This window comes from Edaphobacter sp. 4G125, from assembly GCF_014274685.1.
In the GTDB taxonomy this organism is placed as follows: domain Bacteria; phylum Acidobacteriota; class Terriglobia; order Terriglobales; family Acidobacteriaceae; genus Edaphobacter.
The window spans coordinates 3,520,909-3,539,723 of the sequence record NZ_CP060393.1 but is presented as its reverse complement, the minus strand read 5'-3'; the positions used below and the strand labels follow the sequence as shown (position 1 = coordinate 3,539,723).

Below are 18,815 nucleotides of genomic sequence, written 5' to 3'. Positions count from 1 at the left end.
GAAAGGTCAACCCATTGTTTTCAGCTCGTGTGTCCCAAATCGCTGCTCTCGCCTTGATCGCTCTTCCGCTAACTGCCCAGCAACATAAGGTGACTCAGGCGGAGGTGGATCGCATTACTCGCGATGCCATTCTGATCGATACGCATAACGATGTGACCTCGCTCACGGTGGAGGGATACGACATCGCCACGCCGAACAAGCGGGGACAGACAGACCTTGCTCGAATGAAGGGCTTTCTCGGAGCCGAGTTTTTCGCGGTCTATGTTGGCGCGGAGTATGTCAATGGCAATCGCTCTGCGAATCGGGCGCTACAGATGATCGATACCGTCCGCACTGATATTGTGGCTGCACATCCCAATGATTTTGTTCTGGCAACGACCGCCGAGGATATCGTCCGCGCTCACAACGAGCACAAGATCGCAGCGTTGATGGGCATCGAGGGCGGACATGCGATTGAAGACTCGCTGCGATTATTGCGGGATTACTACACGCTTGGCGTTCGCTACATGACGCTCACTCACTTCAACACGAACAACTGGGCCGATTCGCAGGGAGATGTAGACAATCCCAAGGTGACACATCACAACGGCCTCACTCCCTTTGGAAAAGATGTTGTGCGGGAGATGAATCGTCTGGGGATGATGGTTGATATCTCTCACACCGCCGATAAGACCTTCTGGGATGCGTTGGAGACGTCTTCAGCTCCAATTATTGCTTCGCACTCCGGGTGCCGCGCGGTCTCAAGCTACACCCGCAATATGACCGACGAGATGATCAAGGCTCTGGCCGCGAAGGGCGGAGTCGTGCAGATTAATTTTGGTTGTGAGTTCCTCTCGCAACGCTACTTTACGGATTCCAAGCCGCTGCAGGCCGCGTTGCGCGAGCAGTACAGAGCTGCGATGAAGATCGAAGATCCGACGGCAAGACAGGCAGCCATCGAGAAGCTCCGCGAAGAATTCACGAACAAGGTTCCTCCTGCAACGCTTGCCGATGTTGTGGCTCAGATTGACCATGCAGTGAAGGTGGGAGGCATTGATCATGTTGGCATCGGTACGGACTTTGATGGCGTTGGCTGTGTTCCGCCGGAGTTGAGCTCGTATAACAAGTTTCCTGCGCTGACCCGCGCTCTGCTGGAGAAGGGGTATACGGCAGAAGGCATCAAGAAGATTTATGGCGGAAACCTTCTGCGCGTGATGCGCGCTGTAGAACAGCGCGCACGCGAGCTGCGGTCGATGCCTGCGATTCATTCGGAGATTGCGAAGCAGTAGAAGTTTCTATGCTGAGTATGTTTCGCTGTGTTTGCCTTCAAGCCGCGCTGCTTTGACTCGATCGCTGATCATCTGAACAGCACGCTTGCCGCTGAGCGCGGCGCCTTCCTGCCAGCCTACGATGTGGCTGGTGTGGTCGCCGGTAAAGTAGATGGGGCCATCCGGTTGGGTGATGGTGTCATAATCGGCATCGTCGATCCTGCCAATCCATGATCCTTCGTTCCACTTGATGTGTTTCCAGCCGCAGAAGATGGGTTTCTCCAGCTCCTTGCCGTGGCCGGGATGGAGTTTTTCGATCGAGGTGCGGGAGGCCTCGAACTTCTGTTCGAGGGAGAGCTTGTCAAAGCCGTTCATCATCGTTTCGTCCATATATCCCGAGACGACGATGCCCCGATCAGAGAAGAGTTTGCAGCTGGGGTACCAGACTGGACTCGGTCCTTCTGCCAGAAAAGAGAGTCCGCCGTAGATGTTGTAGTCCTGTTCCCAAAAGCGGCGAGATTCCCAGGGAATCTTGAATGCGCCACGATAGGATGCTCCGCCACGATCGACCGCGCCACGATGTGCCGGATCGAGATCGGCCTTGATCTTCATCAGGATGCTCAGCGGCATGGCGCATACGGCATAGTCGGCTTCGATGTACTTCGTCGAGCTGTTGCCGTAACCTACACGCACGCCCTTTGCGGTCTTTGCGATCTCAGTGACGGGCGCGTTATAGACCACGGTGGAGCCAAGAGCCTTCGCGAAGGCGTTGGAGATCTGCTGCATTCCATTGATCGGTTGGAACATCGTCGCCTGCCAGTCCCAGGCTTCTTCGTACAGTTCGGCGTTCCAGAAGTTCGCGTCGAGCAGCTCCTGCATTTTGAGCGGATGATCATCGAAGATCAGCTTCTGAGGCCCAGCACCGGGATACTGTTTGATCTCTGAGCGGTCTGAACCGATATATTTTCCATCCGTATTGAGAGGGCCATAGATCTTCAAAGCTTCCAACATCCGCTGGCGATCTTCTGTACTCAGTTCCTGATCGAGCGCTCCTCCGGCGAGCGCTTTAGAGAGGAGTTCGCTGACCTGTCCTCGGGTATCGTTGATTGCCTTACGTTGTTGGATCGCTTTGCCATCGCGAACCTTATCGTTTTGGAGGAGGGCAGAGCGAGAGGTGTTGACCTCGACTTCGAGTGGGACCTTGAGCTCCCTACAATAACCGAGCATGGTTCCGTGAACGGAGGGAAGACGCGCTGGCCCCATGTTCTGATAGAGGCCGTCACTCCAGGTGATGTGCTGTTCTGTGCCGTCGATAAACTCAACCACGTCGCCTTTGCGCGCGCTCCAAGCCCGTCCACCGGGGCGGTGGCGGGCTTCCAGCAGTTTGACCTCATATCCCAGCTTTTTGGCCTCATAGGCGGTAACCAATCCTGAGACACCACCTCCGAGGACGACGATCTTCACACCCTTTCCGATGCCGGCAGCAGCTGTGATGGGTTCAGCTGCGAGAGCCTTCATCGGCAGCAAACCCAGGGACTGCATGGTGGTAAACGCAGCGCTGTATCCGCCTGCCTGTCCTACCCGCATTAAAAAATCGCGCCTGGTAATTCCCATGAAAAAGTCACCTCGCTCTGGAAAATTAAAGATCGACTTCTCTTGCCGTCAGAGAAGATTGAAGTCCTGATCTGTGAGAGGTAGAGCTTCGCCTCAAGAGCATCGTGGCTCATCGCGAAGGTAGATAGAGATCAAATGTGATTTCACTTTAACGCAAAAGTCCCGGGCTATTCCATATCCCCTGGCGATTAATCACAAAACAGACCAGGGAGATTGGATTGACTCATTGGATGCCAGAGTTGAGAGGTCCTTTTGTTCTCAGGTAGGATTTGAATGGAAAGAGAGGGTTGGCAATGAGTGCGTCGCATGAATCAGCATGGATCGATCGGTGGTGGCCGCTGCTGGTGATACTTTTTGGAGTGCTTTTCGTCCTCTGGATTACGTCGTTTAATCCGACGTGGTAAACCCGCGGTCTGGAAACGGCTCGCGTTTCCAGATGCGTTTGTAAGGAATATCCCGTAATCATGTGAGGAATACGGGATATTCGAGTTTCTCGACTGCCCGGCTCGTTTTTGCTTGAACCGTTGGGTTAGTCTGGGAACACGGTACAATTCAAACTGGTTCCATCGGCAGGGAAGAGATTGTCTGCTGGAGTTATGGAGTCTTCACCCTGTAATCGAAGTCGCCGTAAGAATTGCGAAAGTGGCGAAATTGGCAGACGCACCAGACTTAGGATCTGGCGGGGTAACCCGTGGGGGTTCAAGTCCCCCCTTTCGCACCAATCTCTAGAAAGTCAATGGTTATGAGTCAGCAGAAAACGAACGCTGAGCCGAAGCTGAACCTTTCTTCCACTCCGGATTATCGAGAGGGATATGCGAACAGCGTTCAGGTTCGTATGTCTGTGTGGGATTTCATGCTGGTCTTCGGAACGATGAACCAGGAAGCCCCGGATGAGCTCACGATCAAGAACTTTCAAGGGGTTTATCTCAGTCCTCAACAGGCCAAGGCTCTGCTCAATGTGTTGAGTCACAATCTGTCACAGTATGAGCAGACCTTTGGGACGATCGCGCTCGATCAGCAACTTCCTACGGCGGGTGGTCCTGTCCACTAAGAGGCTCGTGCGACCCTCACCCAAAGACCGCCGCGTTCCCGCTGAGGTTCCCACGTGGCTGCTCTTTCCCTTATTTTTTGCGGCAGTCTATCTGTCTCACATCACACTTTTGCGTCTGCCTTACTTCTGGGATGAGGCAGGTTACTACATTCCTGCAGCGTGGGACTTCTTCCGTACCGGCTCGCTGATTCCGCAGACTACCCTCACGAACGCGCATCCTCCACTGCCCTCCATTTTGCTTGCAGCGTGGTGGCATATCTCCGGATTCGTGATCAGCGGAACTCGCACCCTGGTGGTTATGGTAGCTGCGACTGCACTGGTTGCGGTCTTTTATCTGGCAAAGTCGCTGCGAAATACTCAGGTGGCCATTACCACAGTGGTGCTGACCGCGATTTATCCCATCTGGTTCGCTCAGAGCACGCTGGCGCATGCGGATATCTTCGCTGCGGCATTTACATTATGGGCCCTGGCTCTTTATTTCGTACCCTCCAACGAAAACCAGATTCTTGCCTCGGGGCTTTTCTCTTTTGCTGCGCTCTCGAAAGAGACGGCGATTATCACACCGTTGGCTCTTGGCTTGTTTGAGGCGTTCCTGCTTATCCGATCGCGTATCGCCGCAGAGCGGCGATCACATGCTCTCTGGATCGTATCTCTCTTCTCTCCGTTGATTCCTCTGATTGCCTGGTACGCCTACCACAAGCATCAGACCGGCTTCATCTTCGGTAATCCGGAGTTCCTGCGCTATAACGCCACGGCGAATTTTGATCTTGCTCGCGTTGTGCTCTCTTTATGGCACCGGTTGCTACATCTGACGACGCACATGAATATGTACGTCCCAGTGGTATGCACGATCGCGGCGTTTTTTATCCCGTTACGAGCCTCTGCGCCATCGCAGATTCCGCGGCGCATACTGGCAGGGATTGGTGTTGTTTTGTTGGCAAACTGGATCGCTTTTTCGGTTCTTGGCGGAGCGCTGCTCACTCGTTATCTTCTGCCGATGTACCCACTGATCCTTTTGCTGTGCGTCACTACATGGCAGAGACACCTGCAAAGATGGTGGGCGCTTGGGTTGTTGAGTGCTGCGGCATTTCTCGCTGGTCTCTGGATCAATCCGCCGTATGCGTTTGCTCCAGAGGACAATCTTACCTATCGCGATATGATCGTGCTGCACCAGCAAGCGATCTCGATCATTGCGCATCAATATCCGCAAGCTACGGTCTTGACCGCATGGCCTGCAAGCGCGGAGCTTACCCGTCCGGAACTCGGTTATATTCGCCGCCCGGTGAAGGTTGTCTCACTCCAGAACTTTTCCATGGCGCAGATGGAAAAGGCTGCCCAGGATCCAGGAGCATACGATACGGCGCTGCTCTTTTCGACGAAGTGGGAGCCATCAGTAAATCAACTCAACATTGGGAAGATCAATCGGGGCGCTGATGCGAAATATTTTGACTTCCACCACGACCTGTCTCCTGTCGAGGCTGCGGCGCTCCTGCATGGAGAGATCGTATGGCAGGGGCGACGTAAGGGAGAGTGGGCAGCGGTTCTGCGTTTTCCGCGTGCTGTAAACGCCTTGTTGACTCCACCGACCTTTGCTCAGTAATCAACGCCATCTACGGATGGAGAAGTACGTCTTTCAACTCCTTGCCATCGATGTTCTCCAACTTAAGATTCAGCAGACGCGCGATCGTTGGCGCGATATCAACATTATCGAAGGCCGGAATCTCTCCTCGTTTGGCAATGCCTGCGCCGGAGGCGATGAAAATTGCCTGCATGAGTGGCTCTGTGTTGGGGTAGCCATGCGCACCCACCTCTTTTGTGTTGGTGACCGCTTCTTCAGATTTGCCATTCGCAAAGGCGAATCCGTTGGCGGCATAGACCAGGAGGTCCGGCCCCTGATCGGTTGTGGAGGGAATGGGCCAGCCCTCCTTTGCGGCTTCCTCTGGAGTGAGAGCTGCCCGGATTCCCGGCTTGCCTGAGAAGGCAGCCTTCAACCGTTGTGTTGATTGCGGTGTGGCGCGCTTCTGGTAGATGAGTGCAAAGCCTCCTTCTGGAATGCAGTAGGCCGGATTGCTGATCGAAGGTCCTTGCAGCCCAGCCTGTCGCAACATGACGTTGCCATCAATGTGCTTGAAGACGCTCTGCTGTCCATGATCGGAGACGATAAGGAAGGCTGTGTTGTCTAGATCGCCAGCCTCTTTTACTCCTTCAATGATGTCCTTGACGCGATCATCGAGAAAGGCGATGGCATCTCTTCCCGCATCGTTTCCGAACCCCGTCTGATGTTCAATTCCATCGAGAGCAAGAAGATGGAAAAGGAGAAGATCGGGATGATGCTTTTTGATGATGTCGATGGCTGCGTCGGTATATATGCGGTCTCTCCACGCTTGCGAAGGCTTTCCGAAGTGCATGAGATCGTCACGACTCACCACACCTTGCGTAACCAGATCTTTTTCGATGGGACCGTCAGGGTTGGGACGTTCAGGGAACTTCCAGGTAATGCCATCGGCGTCATTGATGGCGACCCAATCTACTTCGGCAGTTGTCAGGCCAGCTTTATGGGCTGCATCGTAGACCGTAGGGACAGCGACGAGCCTTGATTTTGGCGCATCCGGATCGATTCGCGGCTGTTTGTCCGACCTCTGATCGACGATCAGACCATTTGCGATGACATGATGTTTACTGGCATTGACGCCGGTCACCATGGAGGTGTGATTGGGCCAGGTGACGGTCGGGTTGATTGGATGCATCGCAACAGCGTATGTGCCCTTCTGCATTAATTTGTGCAGTGTCGGTGTGGGCAGGTGGGGATCGTGCAGGCTCTCGGCTCCAAATGCATCGAGGCTGATAACGACGACTTTTTGTCTGTGATTCGGCGTCTGAGCCGCTGATCGTCCGGTACAGCTATTGGCCAAAATGAAAACGAGGCTGGCCGCGCAGATCTGACGAAACATCTTCTCTCCTTGTTCAATACGCAAAGGTGTTCATTGAGTCTTCGCACGAAAGAGTATCAGCCGATAAAGCGTAAGGCGAACTTCAGAGAACGCTCTATACTCAACCTGTGCTCAGGATTTTGTCATTTCGTTCGGCATTTCGGGTCTGCTGTATCGTTTCTGCTCTTCTTTTCGCTTTCTCTGCTGCGGTGTTATTTGCGCAGAATCCCGAAGATTCAGCACCGATTGGAAAAATCGTTCTCGTGCTTCCGTTTGAGAATCGCTCCGGTCAATCAGATCTTGGCTGGATCGGGGAGTCCTTTCCTGACACTCTCAATCTGAGATTGAGCTCTGCGGGGTTCCTCACGATCTCACGAGATGACCGCCAGTATGCGCTCGATCATCTCGGTTTTCCTGCTGATTTTCGGCCGACCCGAGCGACTACCATTCGGATTGCACAGACCCTTGATGCCAATTACGTGATCATCGGCAGCTACAACGTTGCCAATGGCCGCATCTCCGCTCAGGCCCAGGTGTTGGAGATCAACAATCTGCGGATGTCCCCACCCATCGAAGAATCGAATGAACTTCAACGACTGTTCGATGTTCAGAATGCGCTTGCCTGGAAGATCGCCAAAAAGATCGATCCGCGCTTCAACGTTGCCCAACAGACATTTCTTGCTGCCTCGGGACAGGTGAAGCTGAGCGCGTTTGAAAACTATATCCGAGGAATAAGCGCGGCAACTCCTCAGGAGCGTATTAAGCGTCTGCAACTGGCAGTGCAGGAATCTCCAGGTTATACAGCTGCTTTGCTGGCATTGGGCAAAACGCAATATAGTGAACGCGATTATGATCGTGCAGCGGCTACGCTGGCCCGGATCTCCCAGACGGATCGACGGGCGCTGGAGGCGAATTTTTACCTGGGCCTGGCACGGTTTAACAGTGCTCGTTACGCAGACGCAGAAAAGGCCTTTGCTTTTGTGGCCAGTCGCCTTCCTCTTCCCGAAGTCATCAATAACCAGGCCGTTGCTTCAAGTCGCCAGGGACACAATGCCAGCGCCCTCTTCCAGAGGGTCGTTGCAGCGGATCCTAAAGACGTTGACTATCATTACAATCTTGCTGTGTCGTTGTTCCATTCCGGCGATTTCTCCGGCGCAGGACGAGAGGTTGATACTGTGCTAAAACTTCGGCCCAACGATCCGGAGGCCCCGCAATTAAAAGCTCTCATCGCTGGCGGTCGTCAGCCATCTTCTCCGCAATCGGGGGCAGGGAAGCCCGGGACATCTTCTTCAGCATCTGGTTTTGAACCCCTCGAGCGGATTCGCCGCACCTACTCCGAGGTGTCGTTCCGACAGGCAGCATTTCAGATTGATCAGATGCGAGCGGCTCGCGTAGCCATGCTTCCACCGGCTGAACAAGCGGCGCAGTATGTCCAAATGGGCAGCGACTATCTGGCCCAGGGGCTCATCCCTGAAGCGGAACGCGAGTTTCAGTCCGCGTTGACGGCCAGCCCTTCCAGCGCACAGGCACATGCTGGCTTAGCCCAGGTGCGTGAACAGAGCGGTGATGCCGCTGCCGCTAGAGAAGAAGCACAGGCTTCACTCAAGCTCAGCCCTAATGCTGCGGCATACCTTGTGCTGGCGCGTCTCGAACTCAATAGCAATCAAATGGGTGCTTCGGCTGCAGATGTCGCTCGAGCCCTTAAGCTTGAGCCCAAAAACACCGCCGCTCTTGGAATGAAACAGGCACTCGCCGCACGGGGCCAAACTCTGCCATGATGATTCTTCTATGAAGCGTTGCCGCCAATGCGTTCGGAAGACGATCAGGCGAACCCGCTGGCTTGCTCTCCTCGTCCTATGTCTTACTGCTGCATATGCCCAGACGGCTCCCGTTCTGAAGCTCACGCTTCACGATACGATCCAGCCAGTATCCGCCGGTTACCTGGAGCGCGGACTTGCCGAGGCAGAACGTCGTCATGCCCCGGCGGTCCTCATCTCCTTAGGTACGCCAGGAGGCCTGCTCAGTTCAACGCGTGTCATGGTGCAGGCCATCGAGAGATCGCCAGTGCCGGTCATCGTCTATATCTCTCCTTCGGGCAGCCGGGCAGGTTCCGCGGGATTCTTTCTTCTCGAAGCGGCGGATGTTGCCGCGATGGCTCCAGGAACCAATGCTGGAGCTGCTCATCCTGTCCTTGAAGGTGGGAAACTCGATCCCATTCTCAAAGAGAAGATTGAGAACGATACTTCGGCTTTTTTACGGTCCTATGTCCTGCGCAGGAACCGGAATGTCCAGGCTGCGGAAGATGCGGTCCGGAGCTCGAAGTCTTATAGCGATGAGGAGGCTCTGAAGCTAAACCTGATCGACCTGACGGCTCCGGATGATACTGCTCTGCTACGGATGCTCGATGGGCGCCAGGTTCGTCGTTTCGATGGCACGTTGCAGACGCTGCATCTTGCTGGCGCTCCGATCGTCATTCTGGAACCATCTCTCCGGGAACGCATTCTCAGTCGTCTGGCGAATCCTGATCTTGCGATTCTTGTGCTGGTTCTGGGAGCTTTGCTGATCTACCTGGAGTTCAATGTCCCCGGAACGGTTGTTCCTGGTGCCTTAGGTAGCCTGATGGTGCTGCTGGCGCTCTTCGGGCTGAATCTACTTCCCATTCACCACACGGCAGTTTTTCTACTGATTGCGGCGGTGTGCCTCTTTGTTCTCGAGGCAAAGTTTCCCAGTCATGGAGTGCTCGCTTTGTTGGGAACTTTGTGCCTTATTGTTGGTCTTGCCACCCTGGTAGATGGTCCTATCCCCGAACAGAGGGTGCATCTGTCGACAGCAATCGCCGTTGGTCTTGCATTTGCCATTATCACGTTTGGGCTTGCCTGGATTGCCCTTCGCGCCCGTCGTAGTAAAGTCATGACCGGCCCGGAAGCGATGATTGGGGGAATTGCGCTTGTACGTACCTCTCCTGATGTCGCAGGGAAGTTCCAGGTGGAAGTTCGCGGAGAACTGTGGGAGGCCCGGCTTTTTACCACAAAGACAGAATTTCCAGCCCCTGGATCACCGGTTCGGATTCGGTCGGTTGAGGGGTTGATTCTCCTGGTAGAGCCCGAAGTTCTTTAACCACCGGATCGGCCATTGGGCGGGTCAGGATAGTAGACTGAAAAACAGCACTTTTCCGTTTCAAGGGAGTTTTTCGTTGATGTCGATCGTGTCTCGTCCCCTGCGTGTGGCAAGCCTTGTTTTTTGCCTCTTTGCAACTGTTGCAACCCACACGGCCCGAGCTCAGGCCACCAGCGGAAACCCCGCTCTGGATAAACAGCTTTCCCGACTTGATGTTGCGGTGAATGGCTTTGGTTCTTTTACAAAGAGCGTTTCAGGAACAAATGATCGAGGCGAGAACATCAATCAGAAAGCCGGTTCGACCGTGGGGGTGTTGGTTACGGCTCGATACACAAAATCTCCTTATCTTGGCGCAGAGTTCAATTACACCTACGCTCGCTTTACGCAGCGATTTACACAAAACGGGAATGATATTTATTTCCCAGGCGGTGTGCAGGCAAACGCCAGCGAATATTCGTTCGGTTACGTCGTCCATCCCCCGCACCTTCTTCTATCAGCGAAGCCGTTTGTTTCAGCTGGCCTTGGTACCACTGCGTTCCGTCCAACAACCTATGGTGGTCAGGGACTTTTTTCCCGCGCCCGGATGACTTACTACTACTCTGCTGGTCTCGAGAAAGAGCTGACGCCTCACTTTGGGCTTCGTGCACAGATCCGGCAGACCTTCTATAAAGCTCCTGACTTTGGAGTGAATCTTATAACTCTCCAAAAGCAGACCTGGACCGTTGAGCCGGGATTTGGCTTTGTGATCCATTTCTAGTCACCGGCGGTCTTCGAGATCCCAAGAAAAGTGCCTGTTGCCAAACTCACCGTCGAGATTGAAATCCCGCATGCGCACTCACTCAAAGACCGCAGGCAGCTGGTTCGCGCACTTAAAGACAGGCTTCGTCATGCTTTCAACCTTACGATCGCCGAGCTGGATTCCGGAGAGATATGGAATCGCGCAACGCTCGGAATCGCTGTCATCTCTGGGTCAAGAAGCTACCTGACCGGGCAGCTGCAGGAGATCGATCAGGCAATCCACCGCATTACACAATCTTTGGGAGGGCAAGTTATTGATTCTTATGCCGAATTCCTCTCTGAATAGCTTTTCAGGGGTTCGCCCTTATGTCCTGAAATCCGCGCGGAAAAAGATTAGGCGGAATGTCGTATTTTTGATACCCTAACGAGTTTACTGAGGCAGGAATATGCCAGAACAACGAGCCCGAGCTCATCACCGTAGTCGCGTTGCCAACACCTTTTCGGAGGAGATTGGCGCCATGCTTGAAGGAGAGCTTTCCGATCCGCGGATTGCCCCGAGCTATGTGACCGATGTTGTCCTTGCTCCAGGCGGAAAGTCTGCGCGGATTTATATCGCGGTCCATGGAAATGAGCAGGAGGAGGAATCCACGCTCGTTGGCCTGATGACAGCTCGGTCCTATATACGATCGCAGCTTCGGGAACGCATGGGAGTCCGGCATGTTCCGGATCTCACCTTTGCGATTGACCGGTCGGAGAAGATGACAGGCCGCATGGAGGAACTGTTGGGCCGGATTCGCAAGCGGGAAAGAAAGCAGGCCTCTGGAGAAGTAGAGTCTGGGCAGGCATCGGCTCAATGAAGATGGAAGCCTCCATTTCTGCTTTACTGAATGAGTTTCGTTCGCATCCTCGTTTTATCGTGACCTCTCATGCGCGGCCTGATGGCGATGCCATCGGATCAACGCTGGCGATGGCAGAAATACTCCATCAGCTCGGTCGTGAGCCCATCCTCGTTTTTGCGGATGACGTTCCGCATACCTATCGAACCATTCCTGATATAGAGCGGATTCATGTAACTAAGGACGCACGCACCGTCGAACCCGATCTCAACGTTCCTGCAATCGTGCTGGAGTGCGATGGGATTCCCAGGACTGGGTTGGCTGGCCTGGATGGAAGAAGGCTGATCAATATTGACCATCATGCCAGCGGACGCCTGTTCGGGGCGATGAACTGGATTGATGAACATGCATGTGCCGTTGCCGCCATGGTTTATAGGCTCGCGTTGGAGGCCGGGATCAAAATCACGCCGTCAATGGCGACCTGTCTCTATGCGGCGATTCTTTCCGATACAGGCTCTTTTACTTATCCCAGCACGAATACCGAAACCTTGTCTCTGGCGCACAACCTTGCCGCGCACGGTGCAAATCCCAGTCAAATTGCCCAAGATCTTTACTTTTCTAATCCAGAAAGCAAAATTCGCTTGCTAGGAGCTGCTCTGTCGAATCTTCAGACCGATGGCCCCTTGGCATGGAGCTGGGTCACAACCAGCGATATGGACCGCGCTGGAGCTCAGGCAGAGGATTGTGAAGGAGTAGTGAACTACCTGATCAGCATCGCGGGGGTGGAGTCGGCCGTATTCCTTCGCGAGTTGCCATTGGTGGACCGATACCGTCTGAGCATTCGCAGCAAGGGAAAGGTCGACGTTGCCCAGATTGCCGAGAGCTTTGGAGGGGGAGGGCATCGAAGCGCCAGCGGATGTACTCTGGATGGGCCTCTGACGGTAGCTACCGAACGGATCTTGAATCAACTTAGAATGGGGCTTTGTTAGCCTTGTCTCGTTTCACTTCTGCAATGACTGATCTTCAACAGCCCGCCGGGGAGAGCGCAGGGACGGAGCGTACGCGCCAACGTTGGTACTCGCGTCTCTGGAATCATCCTGAAGCGATCGCTCCGCGTGAGCTGATTCTGCTGATTCTGGTCAGTGGCTTTTTTATGCTCTATGGCCTGGTCCCAGCCCTTGGTGGAGACCAGCTTGGCCTGGTCGGCGCTGATGAGCCGCGTTACGCTCAGGTCGCGCGGGAGATGCTGGAGGCCCACTCGGAGGCCTGTCACGCAGTTCATGCCAAGATCTTTCCTCGCAGCCTGCGGCCAGCTGACCTTGAAGCCTCTTACCATTGCCTCGCAGGCGGAACGATTACCCCTATTCTTTACGGTCAGCCCTGGCTCGAAAAACCAGCGCTCTATTATTGGCGGGCCATGGGATTCTTCAAGGAATTCGGAGTCTCGGACTGGGCAGCCCGATTGCCTTCCGCGACTGGAGCCTTTGCGCTGATCCTGCTGATCTTTCTGCATATGCGTCGGTTCCGCCCCGGTGGGCACCTCGATGCAGCGCTCATCACGACCTCCTGCGTCGCCATTGTCAGCTTTGCCAGGGGCGCCTCGACCGATATGCAGCTGGCTGCGCCCTTCTGCATCGGAATGTTGGGTTGGTACGCCTGGTATGAGACCGGGAAAAAGTTTTGGCTCTTCGACCTGTACTTCTTCGGGGCCGCTGCCACGCTGGCCAAGGGCCCTGTGGCGCCGTTTCTCGCCCTGGCCATCATCGTGCTCTTTGCCGGGCTTCGTCGCGAATGGTCTTTGCTGCGCCGCACCATCTGGATTCCCGGCCTGGCTCTCTATTTTGCGATGGTGCTTCCCTGGTTTATTGCGGTGCAGCACCATAACCCGACCTTCTTCCGCGTTTTTATTACAGAGCACAACCTGGAGCGGTTTACGACCAACCGCTACCAGCACCATCAGCCCTTCTGGTACTACATTGCTGTTTTGATTATTGGGCTGATGCCCTGGACCGTGATCGCGTTTCGTGCGCTGATGGATTCCATTGAGGTTTCGATCGCAGAGTGGAAAGTACGGCACAATCCGAAGCGCTACCTGGGACACACGCGTGCTGGAGACGCCTTTCCCGAATTTCTGGTTCTGTGGGCGCTGTTCCCCATCGTCTTCTTCTCCTTTTCGGGGTCGAAGCTGCCGGGCTATATTTTGCCTTCCATTCCTCCGCTCACCATCCTGACGGCGGATTACTTGAACAGGATCCGCCCAAATGGCCTTCCGCGCTGGCTTCTCTGGGCCCATGCGGCAACCTGTGCGGTACTGGTCTTTGTCCTGGTCCTTGCGCCGCAGCATATGAAGTATGAGACGCTGGTCCCCTCGTCGAGCTGGCTGTTCGCAGCAGGAGCAGCAGCTCTCGGGTTTGCTCTGCTCGTCTTCTTCTTGATCCGGCGAGGGGGAGTCTCCCAGGTATCGAACGCCACTCTGCTGCCTGCTGTCGCAACCCTGGTCTTCCTGCTTGGGTTCCATGGGAAAGATCTGGACATCAATTACTCTGCGCGCCCTCTGGCCCGCGAGATGGCGCAACGAGCGCCAGATGTAAAGCTCGTTGCTGTGGAATCGGTGCGACGCGATATCGATTACGGAATCGCGTTTTATCGCAATGAGCCAACGATCCACTACTCTCAGGGAGGTGTTCCGAAAGAGGAGCATCTGCTGGTCATACGGACCAGCGATACCGCGGCACTGGAACACTATCTTGCGGGTCGTGTTTACACGCCGCTCTTCCTTTACGATTCGCAGGGGCTTGAGGTCTATAGGGTTGCAGCGCAGCCCTGACAGAGATGAGTCTCCCGGAAGAATCTTGCACCTGAAAAGCAGTAAATTAGGTAAGCTCTACGGAGACTTTCCCTGTCAGGATGGGTAGTTATGAGGAGATGCCTGTCGCAACCCAACTCGAGTTGCTGGACCTGAGAGAATTTTCGGCGCGCCAGCTCCGTCCACTGTTGGAGGCAGAGGCTCAGGTGTGGCAGGAGAGGCTGCGCTGGGACTACCGGAGCTCAACCGAGCTCCTGTTGCAATATCTTGACTCGCGCATTCTTCCTGGCTTTGTCGCTCTCGATCGGGGAAAGATCAGCGGATATACCTTCTGCGTGTATGAGGGGCATAAGGCGGTTGTAGGAGATGCCTTCGCGACGCTTTCCGGAGACCTTACGATAGTAGAGGCTCTTTTACGCCGCCTGCTGGAGTTACTTCTCCAGTCCCCAAATATCGGCAGAATTGAGTCTCAGTTGCTTCTGTATGAAGCAGGTCAGATCGAAGGCTGTTTTCGGGAAGCGGGGTTTTCAAGGTATCCCCGGCTCTTTATGGAGTTGGACCTAACCGGGCTCATCGATCCCACACCACAGCCAGAACGGATAGCGGAGTTGGAGCTGCTTCCATGGTCCTCGATCTACTATCAAGCGGCTGCAGAATTGATTCATGCCGCATACCTCGGACACATCGATGCAAAGATCAACGATCAGTACTGTTCTTTGCACGGGTCCTTACGTTTTCTGCATAATATCGTCCGGTTTCCGGGATGCGGCGTCTTTGAGGAACAACAGTCCTGGTTCCTACGGGAACATGAGAATGGAAGATTAGCAGGGATGTTGCTTTGCTCGCGAGTGGCGCCGGATGTCGCTCATATCACACAGCTTTGCATTCATCCAGCATGGAGAGGACGCGGCCTGGGGCGCGTCTTGCTGAATCATGCCGTGCAATCTCTACGGAAATCGGGGACAGCCGCCATCACACTGACGGTCACCGAAGCCAACCAGCAAGCAGTAAAACTCTACGAAAAGACTGGTTTTTATATCCGTCATCGATTTAATGCCATGGTTCTGGCACGAGCTTCGACATGGCTGTAAGTTGCAGATTTAGAGTGGATTAATGCGAGCGAATAAAGTAAATTCCTACGGCTGCCACGGTTAAAAAGATCAGTAAAACGAATCCGATCAACACGCCAAGAAACTGGGCTGCGCGATTAGCTTCCTTCTCTGAGGGATGCGTGATTCCAAAGGTGTTAAAAAAAAGATTCGCGAGATAAAGAAGAGGTTTCATCACTATTCAGCTTATTTGAAATGCCACATTTTTTTGAAGCTGAATCCCGGTTAGAGGAGAAATCATCTAACAGAATGATACTGAAAGTCGGATGGCGAATGAGGCTTGCCGCTGAACTTCAGGAAGCATACACTTAATCAGGACCTAATCAGTCCTGAAGGAGACAAGGAGATTCAATGTCCACTGCCACTGTCACCCCTACCGCTGAGGTTGTTACTGGTGCTCCCGCTTCTACGCAGCCTGTAAACCTGACCCCGAACGCAATCGCGAAGGTTAAGGAGATTATGGGAAGCCAGAACCCGGTTCCGGCTGGTCTGCGAATTGGTGTGGTGGGTGGCGGCTGTTCGGGGTTCCAGTACTCGATGTCGTTTGAGAATCAGGCTGGCATGATGGACAAGGTCTACAAATTTGATGACCTGAAGGTTTTTGTGGACGCCACCTCAGCGATGTACCTGGTCAATTGCACTGTGGACTATGTGGAGACCCTTGAGGCTGCTGGTTTCAAGTTCGAGAACGCCGCTGTGAAATCAACCTGCGGTTGCGGTTCCAGCTTTAGCGTGTAACGAAAAGTTTGAAGTTTCTCTCGAAAGCCCGGCTTAGAGCCGGGCTTTTTGCTGGTCGAAGCGAGTGAACATCCGTAGAAAACGTCTAACATTGAATCGGTATGAACGAATTTGTAGTCAGACTGGCGGATGAACGGGGCCGGGTACTGGAGCAGACCCATATGGCAGCTTCGGCGGAGGAGTTGCGCGCCCGCTTTACCCAGGCTGGCTACTATGTCTATTCGGTCAAGACGCGAGGAGCGCTTGTCGGTAGCAGCCGCAAGAAGGTCAAGCTCGAGAACTTTCTGATCTTCAACCAGCAGTTTCTTACATTAATTCGTGCTGGACTGCCGATCCTTGGCTCGCTGGAGCTTCTGGGGCGGCGTCAAAAGCTGCCGCACTTCCGGGCGCAGCTTGAGGATGTCGCGGCCCGGGTCAAGACGGGAGAATCGATCTCGCAGGCATTTGAAGCGCAGGGCGGATTTCCTCTGGTCTATACGACAACGCTGCTGGCCGGGGAACGTTCTGGAAACCTTGAAGAGGTCTTGCAACGTTACCTCGATTTCCAACGCGTCTCGCTGACCTTTCGCAAGAAGCTCAAGGCTAGTCTGATTTATCCGGCACTGCTCGTCGCGATGGTGATTGGCTTATTCATCTTTCTGATTACCTTTGTGGTCCCGCGGTTTGCGCAACTCTACGAACAACTGGATACTCAGCTGCCTGCGCTGACCGTCTTTCTGATGAATCTTGGTCAGAACGCGCAACATTATGGCATCTACTTCGCGTCGGTGTTCGCGGTCTTGATCTATCTGCTTTATCGCTGGACCAAAACGGACTCCGGCGCGATGCTGATCGACCGCATCCGTATTGGCACCCCTGTCTTTGGTGATGTATGGCTCAAGTACCAGGTCGGTCTATTTTCGAGAACATTATCGACTCTGCTGACGGGTGGGCTCCCCCTAGTTCCCTCGCTTGAGACGGCGGCGCGTTCCATCGATTCGCGTCAGGTTGCGAGCGCAATCCTCAAATCCGTCGAAACCGTTCGGGAAGGAAAGGGGCTGGCTCGTAGCCTTGAACAAACGAAATCATTTCCGGAGCTTGCGGTGGAGATGATCGAAGTTGGTGAATCTACCGGAGCGCTTCCGCAGATGCTGAACTCCGTCGCAGAGTTCTTTGAGGAAGACGTGCAGACCAACCTGACTGCAGCGATGAGCCTGATTGAGCCTCTCATCCTGGTGGTGATGGGCGTTGTCGTTGTTACTATTCTTATCGCGCTTTATCTTCCGATCTTCAGCCTCGGCGCAAGCGGGATGAGCGGTCACTAGCAGCTAGGCCCCGAACACATAATTTGTCTTAACTTCTGTGAGGGCGTTTCTTATGAACTCTGTTGCAAAAGTCTGTCTGACGGGCTGCCTCTCGTTGTCTCTTCTGTTCGGCACAGGCTGCACCAGAACGTACTACAAGGCGATGGCGACGTTTGGCAAAGAAAAGCGCGACATCTTGGTTTCTCGTGTAAAGGACTCTAAAAAGGATCAGCAGCAGGTCAAAGAACAGATCAAGACCACGATGGAGTCGTTCCAGGTTCTTACGGGTTTCCAGGGAGGACAGCTGGAAAAGAACTATAAAAAATTAAACGGAGAATACGAGAAAGCTGCCGATTCAGCGAAGAAGCTGCACGACCGGATTGACTCGATCGATCAGGTTTCCAACGATCTTTTCAGAGAGTGGCAAAAAGAGATTGACGGTATGGAAAACCGCAAGCTGAAGCAGCAGTCAGCGCAGATGCTACGTCAGTCGCGGTTACAGGAGGCGAACTACATCAAGTCGATGCGCCAGACCGAGGCGCGTATGACACCCGTGCTTACCGCTTTCCATGATCAGGTGGTCTTTCTAAAGCACAACCTGAATGCGCGTGCGATCGGATCACTGAAGGGGACATCCGCCAAGATCTCCACTGATGTGGAAGTTCTTCTGACCAGCCTCGATGGTTCCATGGCGCAGGCGGATGCCCTGATTCAGTCGTTGAACTCCTCTGGCTCCTAAAATGCTTTCAGGACGCGCTTTGCGCTCATCGAGAGCATGAGGCGCGAGAAGCCACTGAAGAGCATACTGATGCCGACCAGGGTGCCAATGGCCCAGACAGAGCTTGAGGGCCAGTGACGCCAGATCATCCAGGCGAGCAGAAGGGTAATGAGTCCATCCACGAGTAGCCATCCAGCCCCATGACGGGGACGTACCTGGAAATAGCCGATCACCTCGAAGATCCCTTCAAAGAAGAGATAAAAGGCTAGCAGTAGAGTCAGGGAAGCCAGGCCGGCAACTGGATGCAGGATGAGGTAGATCCCGGCGAAGAGGTAGGCCAGACCAACCAAGAACTCCCAGACCTTGCCGCCGGTGGTATGGCTTTTCCAGGCGAAGACAAGGTGCGCTACGCCACTGATAATCAGGGCCCACCCAACGAAGATCGTCAGGCCGATTCCCCCAATGAATGGGAGCAGGAGTGTGAAGAAACCTGCCAGAATGAGCAGGATACTGAGAAAGATTGACCAATTGACCGTGCGGTGCGCGAAATCGGTAAGAGGAGTCGCGGCGTCGCTCATCGTGAAGCCCTCCAGAGATATAAATTTTCAGGACCCGAATTTCCCAAAAC

Annotated in this window: 17 protein-coding genes and 1 tRNA gene; 15 read left to right on the top strand and 3 right to left on the bottom strand. The window is 54.2% G+C overall.

The genetic code is table 11. The features are described from left to right. Positions 1-29: 29 nt before the first annotated feature. Complete coding sequence (locus H7846_RS14730) at positions 30-1,268, top strand: dipeptidase (RefSeq protein ID WP_255460664.1); 1,239 nt, start codon at positions 30-32, stop codon at positions 1,266-1,268. A gap of 6 nt (positions 1,269-1,274) precedes the next feature. Here H7846_RS14730 and H7846_RS14725 read toward each other — a convergent pair whose 3' ends face one another. After that, entirely contained in the window at positions 1,275-2,861 is a 1,587-nt protein-coding gene (locus H7846_RS14725) for a flavin monoamine oxidase family protein (protein WP_186693104.1), read from the bottom strand. 636 nt (positions 2,862-3,497) lie between these two features. Here H7846_RS14725 and H7846_RS14720 point away from each other — a divergent pair. The 3 genes from H7846_RS14720 to H7846_RS14710 all read left to right on the top strand — a co-directional run bounded on the left by H7846_RS14720 (position 3,498) and on the right by H7846_RS14710 (position 5,512). Then, positions 3,498-3,582: transfer RNA gene (locus H7846_RS14720), tRNA-Leu, on the top strand. A 21-nt stretch (positions 3,583-3,603) separates the two neighbouring features. After that, positions 3,604-3,912, top strand: a complete 309-nt coding sequence (locus H7846_RS14715; protein ID WP_186693102.1) for a DUF3467 domain-containing protein — start codon at positions 3,604-3,606, stop codon at positions 3,910-3,912. A gap of 7 nt (positions 3,913-3,919) precedes the next feature. Further along, a complete protein-coding gene (locus tag H7846_RS14710; protein ID WP_255460663.1) occupies positions 3,920-5,512 on the top strand; it encodes an ArnT family glycosyltransferase in 1,593 nt (530 codons plus the stop codon). A gap of 10 nt (positions 5,513-5,522) precedes the next feature. Here H7846_RS14710 and H7846_RS14705 read toward each other — a convergent pair whose 3' ends face one another. Beyond that, positions 5,523-6,863, bottom strand: a complete 1,341-nt coding sequence (locus H7846_RS14705; RefSeq protein ID WP_186693098.1) for an alkaline phosphatase family protein — start codon at positions 6,861-6,863, stop codon at positions 5,523-5,525. A gap of 242 nt (positions 6,864-7,105) precedes the next feature. Between H7846_RS14705 and H7846_RS14700 the strand changes: the two genes are divergently transcribed. The 11 genes from H7846_RS14700 (at position 7,106) to H7846_RS14650 (ending at position 18,208) form a co-directional block, all read left to right on the top strand. Further along, positions 7,106-8,620 carry a tetratricopeptide repeat protein gene (locus H7846_RS14700; RefSeq protein ID WP_255460662.1) on the top strand — a complete coding sequence of 505 codons (1,515 nt, stop codon included), beginning with the start codon at positions 7,106-7,108 and terminating at the stop codon, positions 8,618-8,620. A gap of 10 nt (positions 8,621-8,630) precedes the next feature. Then, a complete protein-coding gene (locus H7846_RS14695; RefSeq protein ID WP_186693096.1) occupies positions 8,631-9,959 on the top strand; it encodes an NfeD family protein in 1,329 nt (442 codons plus the stop codon). 79 nt (positions 9,960-10,038) lie between these two features. Further along, complete coding sequence (locus tag H7846_RS14690; protein ID WP_186693094.1) at positions 10,039-10,716, top strand: outer membrane beta-barrel protein; 678 nt, start codon at positions 10,039-10,041, stop codon at positions 10,714-10,716. A gap of 30 nt (positions 10,717-10,746) precedes the next feature. Further along, on the top strand, positions 10,747-11,043 hold the full coding sequence (locus tag H7846_RS14685; RefSeq protein WP_186693092.1) for a DUF503 domain-containing protein: 297 nt from the start codon (positions 10,747-10,749) through the stop codon (positions 11,041-11,043). Positions 11,044-11,143: 100 nt separating this feature from the next. After that, positions 11,144-11,554: a 30S ribosome-binding factor RbfA gene (gene rbfA / locus H7846_RS14680; protein WP_186693090.1), complete on the top strand. Its 411-nt coding sequence runs from the start codon at positions 11,144-11,146 to the stop codon at positions 11,552-11,554. A 2-nt stretch (positions 11,555-11,556) separates the two neighbouring features. Beyond that, entirely contained in the window at positions 11,557-12,522 is a 966-nt protein-coding gene (locus H7846_RS14675) for a DHH family phosphoesterase (RefSeq protein ID WP_255460661.1), read from the top strand. A gap of 2 nt (positions 12,523-12,524) precedes the next feature. Beyond that, positions 12,525-14,360: an ArnT family glycosyltransferase gene (locus tag H7846_RS14670; protein WP_370561287.1), complete on the top strand. Its 1,836-nt coding sequence runs from the start codon at positions 12,525-12,527 to the stop codon at positions 14,358-14,360. 80 nt (positions 14,361-14,440) lie between these two features. Further along, entirely contained in the window at positions 14,441-15,430 is a 990-nt protein-coding gene (locus tag H7846_RS14665) for a GNAT family N-acetyltransferase (RefSeq protein WP_255460660.1), read from the top strand. Positions 15,431-15,799: 369 nt separating this feature from the next. Next, positions 15,800-16,186 carry a HesB/IscA family protein gene (locus H7846_RS14660; RefSeq protein ID WP_186693087.1) on the top strand — a complete coding sequence of 129 codons (387 nt, stop codon included), beginning with the start codon at positions 15,800-15,802 and terminating at the stop codon, positions 16,184-16,186. A 101-nt stretch (positions 16,187-16,287) separates the two neighbouring features. Further along, the gene (locus H7846_RS14655; protein WP_186693085.1) at positions 16,288-17,490 is read left to right on the top strand and encodes a type II secretion system F family protein; all 1,203 of its coding nucleotides are present in this window, start codon (positions 16,288-16,290) and stop codon (positions 17,488-17,490) included. Positions 17,491-17,542: 52 nt separating this feature from the next. Next, positions 17,543-18,208, top strand: coding sequence for a DUF2959 family protein (locus tag H7846_RS14650; protein ID WP_186693083.1), 666 nt, complete (start codon positions 17,543-17,545; stop codon positions 18,206-18,208). Here H7846_RS14650 and H7846_RS14645 read toward each other — a convergent pair. Beyond that, complete coding sequence (locus tag H7846_RS14645; RefSeq protein WP_186693081.1) at positions 18,205-18,765, bottom strand: HdeD family acid-resistance protein; 561 nt, start codon at positions 18,763-18,765, stop codon at positions 18,205-18,207. The genes H7846_RS14650 and H7846_RS14645 overlap by 4 nt on opposite strands. Positions 18,766-18,815: the final 50 nt, after the last annotated feature.

Coding starts and splice junctions, on each gene's coding strand:
- H7846_RS14725 (WP_186693104.1), bottom strand. CDS start 2,861: ATGGGAATTACCAGGCGCGATTTTTTAATGCGGGTAGGACAGGCAGGC.
- H7846_RS14715 (WP_186693102.1), top strand. CDS start 3,604: ATGAGTCAGCAGAAAACGAACGCTGAGCCGAAGCTGAACCTTTCTTCC.
- H7846_RS14705 (WP_186693098.1), bottom strand. CDS start 6,863: ATGTTTCGTCAGATCTGCGCGGCCAGCCTCGTTTTCATTTTGGCCAAT.
- H7846_RS14695 (WP_186693096.1), top strand. CDS start 8,631: ATGAAGCGTTGCCGCCAATGCGTTCGGAAGACGATCAGGCGAACCCGC.
- H7846_RS14690 (WP_186693094.1), top strand. CDS start 10,039: ATGTCGATCGTGTCTCGTCCCCTGCGTGTGGCAAGCCTTGTTTTTTGC.
- rbfA (WP_186693090.1), top strand. CDS start 11,144: ATGCCAGAACAACGAGCCCGAGCTCATCACCGTAGTCGCGTTGCCAAC.
- H7846_RS14675 (WP_255460661.1), top strand. CDS start 11,557: ATGGAAGCCTCCATTTCTGCTTTACTGAATGAGTTTCGTTCGCATCCT.
- H7846_RS14665 (WP_255460660.1), top strand. CDS start 14,441: ATGGGTAGTTATGAGGAGATGCCTGTCGCAACCCAACTCGAGTTGCTG.
- H7846_RS14660 (WP_186693087.1), top strand. CDS start 15,800: ATGTCCACTGCCACTGTCACCCCTACCGCTGAGGTTGTTACTGGTGCT.
- H7846_RS14655 (WP_186693085.1), top strand. CDS start 16,288: ATGAACGAATTTGTAGTCAGACTGGCGGATGAACGGGGCCGGGTACTG.
- H7846_RS14650 (WP_186693083.1), top strand. CDS start 17,543: ATGAACTCTGTTGCAAAAGTCTGTCTGACGGGCTGCCTCTCGTTGTCT.
- H7846_RS14645 (WP_186693081.1), bottom strand. CDS start 18,765: ATGAGCGACGCCGCGACTCCTCTTACCGATTTCGCGCACCGCACGGTC.